The following is a 4,413-nucleotide window of genomic DNA, read 5'->3' as shown; positions in this document are numbered from 1 at the left end:
CGACGACGATCGGCACGCCGGCCGCCTGCGCGTGGTTGAGCGCCTCGATGGTCTGGGGCATCACGCCGTCGTCCGCCGCGACCACGAGGATCGCGATGTCGGTCACCTGGGCACCACGAGCACGCATGGCGGTGAACGCCTCGTGGCCCGGGGTGTCGATGAAGGTGATCGCGCGGTCGATGCCCTCGTGCTCGTGGTGCACCTGGTAGGCACCGATGTGCTGCGTGATGCCGCCGGCCTCGCCCGCGACGACGTCCGCGGAGCGGATGGCGTCGAGGAGCTTGGTCTTGCCGTGGTCGACGTGACCCATGACGGTGACGACGGGCGGTCGCGCGGTGAGCTGGTCATCGCCCTCGCCGGCGAGCTCCGCGTCGAGGTCGATGTCGAAGGCCTCGAGCAGCTCGCGGTCCTCCTCCTCGGCCGAGACCATCTCGATGATGTAGCCGAGCTCGGCCGCGAGCGTGCCGAACGTGTCCTCGTCGAGCGACTGCGTCGCCGTGGCCATCTCACCGAGGTGGAACAGCACCGTGACGAGGCTGGCGGGGTTGGCGTCGATCTTGTCGGCGAAGTCGTTGAGCGACGAGCCGTGACGCAGGCGCACGACGGTGCGCCCGTCGCCGCGGGGGACCTGCACGCCACCCAGCGAGGGGGCCTGCATCTGCTCGAACTCCTGGCGCTTGGCCCGCTTGGACTTGCGGCCCCGGACCGGGCGGCCGCCGGCGCGCCCGAAGGCACCCTGCGTGCTGCCACGACCGGCACCGCGACCACCGGCACCACCGCCGCCACCGGGACGACCGGCGAAGCCGCCGCCACCGGCACCGCCGGGTGCGCCGCCGGGGGCCCCACCGGGACCGCCGGGGCGGGTGAACCCGCCGGGACGACCGGCGCCACCACGGGCCGGTGCGCCGCCACCGGGGGCGGGCCGACCGACGGCGCTGCGGCCCGGCATCATGCCCGGGTTGGGGCGCGGGCCGCCGCTGCCGGCAGCCGGACGGGGACCGCCCGGGCGCTCGGCACCAGCCGCCGGGGCGCCGGGTGCTGCGGCCTCGGCACGCGAGCTGCCGGGCCGGGGCATGCCCTGGCTCGGGGCGAACGGGTTGTTCCCAGGACGCGGGCCACCCTGCCGGGGCATGCCCTGGCTGGGGGCGAACGGGTTGTTGCCGGGACGCGGGCCTCCCGGGCGCGGACCGGCGGCGGGCGCAGCCTCGACGGGGGCAGCGGGAGCGGCAGGCGCGGCCGGTGCAGGGCGCGGACCGGGTGCCGGTGCGGTGGACGTCGCGGCGGGTGCCTGGACGACCGGTGCCGGCCGCTCGACGACGGGAGCGACGGGCGCTGCCGGAGCCGCCGGAGCCGAGACGGGCGCGGGCGCTGCCACCGGGGACGCGGGCGCTGCCGGGGCCGGACGACCGGCGGCGGGTGCCGGCCGGCTGGGGGCGGGGGCCGCGGGCGCGGCTCCCGCGGGGTAGATGTCGCGCAGCTTGCGCACGACGGGCGGTTCGATGGTCGACGATGCCGACCGGACGAACTCACCGAGCTCGCCGAGCTTGGCCATGAGGGCCTTGCTCTCGACGCCGAGCTCCTTGGCGAGCTCGTAGACGCGGACCTTTGCCACAACTCTCCTGTTCCGGTCCGCCCGAACAGGGTCAGACCGTCGTTAGTGCCTGGTACTCATCGCTGGGTACTCATCGGGTGCCCATCGGCTTCCAACCCGCTTTCCTTCTCGGTGAACGACGGACGTGCAGCCGGGTGCCCGGCGACCTGGGCCTCGAGGTCCCTACGGACCGACGCGGTGTCGAGCGGTCCGGCACGCAGCGCGCGCGGGAACGCTCGACGACGTTCGGCGAGCTCGAGGCAGTGCAGGTCGGCGTGCAACCATGCGCCCCGCCCGGGCAAGGACGCCGCCCCGTCGAGGACGGCGAGGTCTCCCTCACCGCCTGCGACCAGGACGATCCTCACCAGGTCGGACCGCTGGCCCCGTTCCCGGCACCCCACGCACGTGCGGACCGGGCCGGACCGCACCGGGACCGGAGTCCTGGCAGCATCACGACCGTCTGCACCGCGTTCGGGGAGCCGGACCCGTGGCCCAGCCTCGCCGAGTCTAGCGCGCCGACTCACGAATCGTGACCCTCACCGTCCGTCGAGGGTGCGGACGTCGCGTCCGGGGCCGCCTCGGCCGGGTCCCCCGCGGCCCGTGCGGGGGCCTCCCGGTCCCCCGCCGCGGGCGCGCCGCCGCCCTCGTCGGAGCGGATGTCGATGCGCCAGCCGGTGAGCTTGGCCGCCAGGCGGGCGTTCTGCCCCTCCTTGCCGATGGCGAGGGAGAGCTGGTAGTCGGGCACGACGACGCGCGCCGACCGCGCGGCCAGGTCGACGACCGTGACGGACGTCACGCGCGCCGGGGAGAGCGCGTGGGCCACGAACTGCGCAGGGTCGTCGCTGTGGTCGACGATGTCGATCTTCTCGCCGTGGAGCTCCGCCATGACCGCGCGCACGCGCGAGCCCATCGGGCCGATGCACGCACCCTTGGCGTTGAGCCCGGCGACGGTGCTGCGGACCGCGATCTTGGTGCGGTGGCCGGCCTCGCGGGCGATCGCCGTGATCTCCACGGAGCCGTCCGCGACCTCCGGGACCTCGAGCGCGAAGAGCTTGCGGACCAGGCCGGGGTGGGTGCGCGAGAGCGTGATCGAGGGCCCCTTGAGCCCGCGCGAGACGTCGAGCACGTAGGCGCGCAGCCGCTCCCCGTGCACGTACTGCTCGGTCGGCACCTGCTCGTGGTGCGGCAGCACCGCCTCCGTGCCGCGCACCGCGACGAGGACGGTCCTGGGGTCGCGGCCCTGCTGGATGATCCCGGCGAGCAGCTCGCCCTCCGTGCCGCGGAACGCGCCGAGCACCTGCTCGTCCTCGGCGTCGCGCAGCCGCTGGACGATGACCTGCCGTGCCGTCGCGGTCGCCACGCGGCCGAAGCCCTCGGGGGTGTGCACGAACTCCGGGCGCGGCGCGGCGACGGGGGCCGGCTCACCCTCGACGGCCTCGACCGGCTCGGCCTCCTCGCGCGCCCAGACCGTCACGTGACCGGTCCGCCGGTCGACCTCCACGCGCGCGTCCTCGTGCGCGCCCGGCGTGCGGTGGTACGCGGAGAGCAGCGCCTGCTCGATCGCCGAGACGAGCACGTCGAGGCTGATGTCGCGCTCGTGCTCCACGAGGCGCAGCGCTGTCATGTCGATGTCCATCAGGCGTTGCCCTCTTCGTCATCCGTGGCGCCGTCGTCCGGCGCGTCGTCGTCCATGTGCTCGTCCGGCGCGTCGTCCGCGTCGTCGTCCTCGCCGTCGTCCGCGTCGTCGTCGCCCTCGTAGAGCTCGACCTCGTGCGCGCGGTGGAGCTCGACCTCGACGACGCCGCGCACGGCGTCCGCGAGGTCCACCCGTCGGGTGGATCCCGGGGCGAGCTCGAGCTCGAGCCCGTCGGCGTCGGCGTGCACGAGTCGCCCGAACAGCACCGAGCCGTCGCGCAGCGTGAGGCGCACCATCCGGGTCCGCGCACGGCGGAAGTGCCGCAGGGTGGTCAGCGGGCGGTCCGTCCCCGGGCTGGACACCTCGAGCACGTAGGCGCCGCGCACCGGGTCGGCTGCGTCCATCGCCGCGGAGACGTCCCGCGCGACGGCGCCGACCGTGTCGAGGTTCAGGCTGCCGATCTCGTCCTCACCGAGGTCGAGGACGATCCGCACCACGGAGCGCTTGCCGGCGGCCGTCACGTGGACGTCCTCCAGGAACAGGCCGGCGGCCTCGACCACCGGGCGCACCACCGCGCTCACGCGCTCTGCGGGGTCGTGGTTCGCGGGCGTGACCATGTCGCCTCCGATCGGGTCGTGGCGGGTCACCCGACGTGACGACCCTCTGGACTTGTCGCGCCCAGCCTACCGACCCCGCCGGGGCCCCGCGTGGCAGGATCGGCCGCGATGACCACCACCCGGCAGGACCAGCGGCCTGGTTCCCCTGCGCGCGACCGTCCACGCGGGCTCGTCGGCGCCCGGCTCGGCCGGCGGCGCGGCGCGGTGCGGGGCGTACCGGGTGGTGCGGGGCGCGGCACCCTCGTCGGCAGCGCGCTCGGCGTCGTGCTGACGCTCGCACTGCTGACCGGCTGCGAGGTGCGGCTCGAGTCCCCCGCCCCGCCGGAGCTGGTCCCCGACGCGACGGAGGTCGCGCGGCAGGGCGCGGCCGAGGACGCCGCGGCGCTCTCGGCGCTGGCGCGGGTGGTGGCGGCGGCCGACACCGCCCTCGCCGGGCCGCTCGAGGCCGTCGCCGCGGCGAGCGACGAGCATCTCGTGGAGCTCGGCGGGCCCTATGTCGCGCACCCCGAGGCGACCCCGGACGTCGGCGAGGCCGCCGCGGACACCATGGTGGACGGTACGGGTACGGG

At 75.5% G+C, this 4,413-nt stretch carries 5 protein-coding genes; 1 reads left to right on the top strand and 4 read right to left on the bottom strand.

What is annotated here, in order from left to right; translation table 11 throughout:
- The 4 genes from PKY62_RS06590 to rimP all read right to left on the bottom strand — a co-directional run.
- On the bottom strand, positions 1 to 1,612 hold a 1,612-nt coding region (locus PKY62_RS06590), incomplete at its 3' end, for a translation initiation factor IF-2 N-terminal domain-containing protein (RefSeq protein WP_324535914.1).
- Between the two features lie 56 nt (positions 1,613 to 1,668).
- Entirely contained in the window at positions 1,669 to 1,992 is a 324-nt protein-coding gene (locus PKY62_RS06585; RefSeq protein WP_324535916.1) for a YlxR family protein, read from the bottom strand.
- A gap of 119 nt (positions 1,993 to 2,111) precedes the next feature.
- Entirely contained in the window at positions 2,112 to 3,227 is a 1,116-nt protein-coding gene (gene nusA / locus PKY62_RS06580; RefSeq protein WP_324535913.1) for a transcription termination factor NusA, read from the bottom strand.
- On the bottom strand, positions 3,227 to 3,844 hold the full coding sequence (rimP, locus tag PKY62_RS06575; protein ID WP_324535912.1) for a ribosome maturation factor RimP: 618 nt from the start codon (positions 3,842 to 3,844) through the stop codon (positions 3,227 to 3,229). The genes nusA and rimP overlap by 1 nt, the downstream gene beginning before the upstream one ends.
- A gap of 108 nt (positions 3,845 to 3,952) precedes the next feature.
- Between rimP and PKY62_RS06570 the strand changes: the two genes are divergently transcribed.
- A partial coding sequence (locus tag PKY62_RS06570; RefSeq protein WP_324535911.1) for a hypothetical protein occupies positions 3,953 to 4,413 on the top strand: 461 nt, incomplete at its 3' end.

It is taken from the genome of Actinotalea sp., assembly GCF_035443605.1.
Taxonomy (GTDB): Bacteria; Actinomycetota; Actinomycetes; order Actinomycetales; family Cellulomonadaceae; genus Actinotalea.
This window is presented reverse-complemented; position numbering and strand designations above follow the sequence as displayed.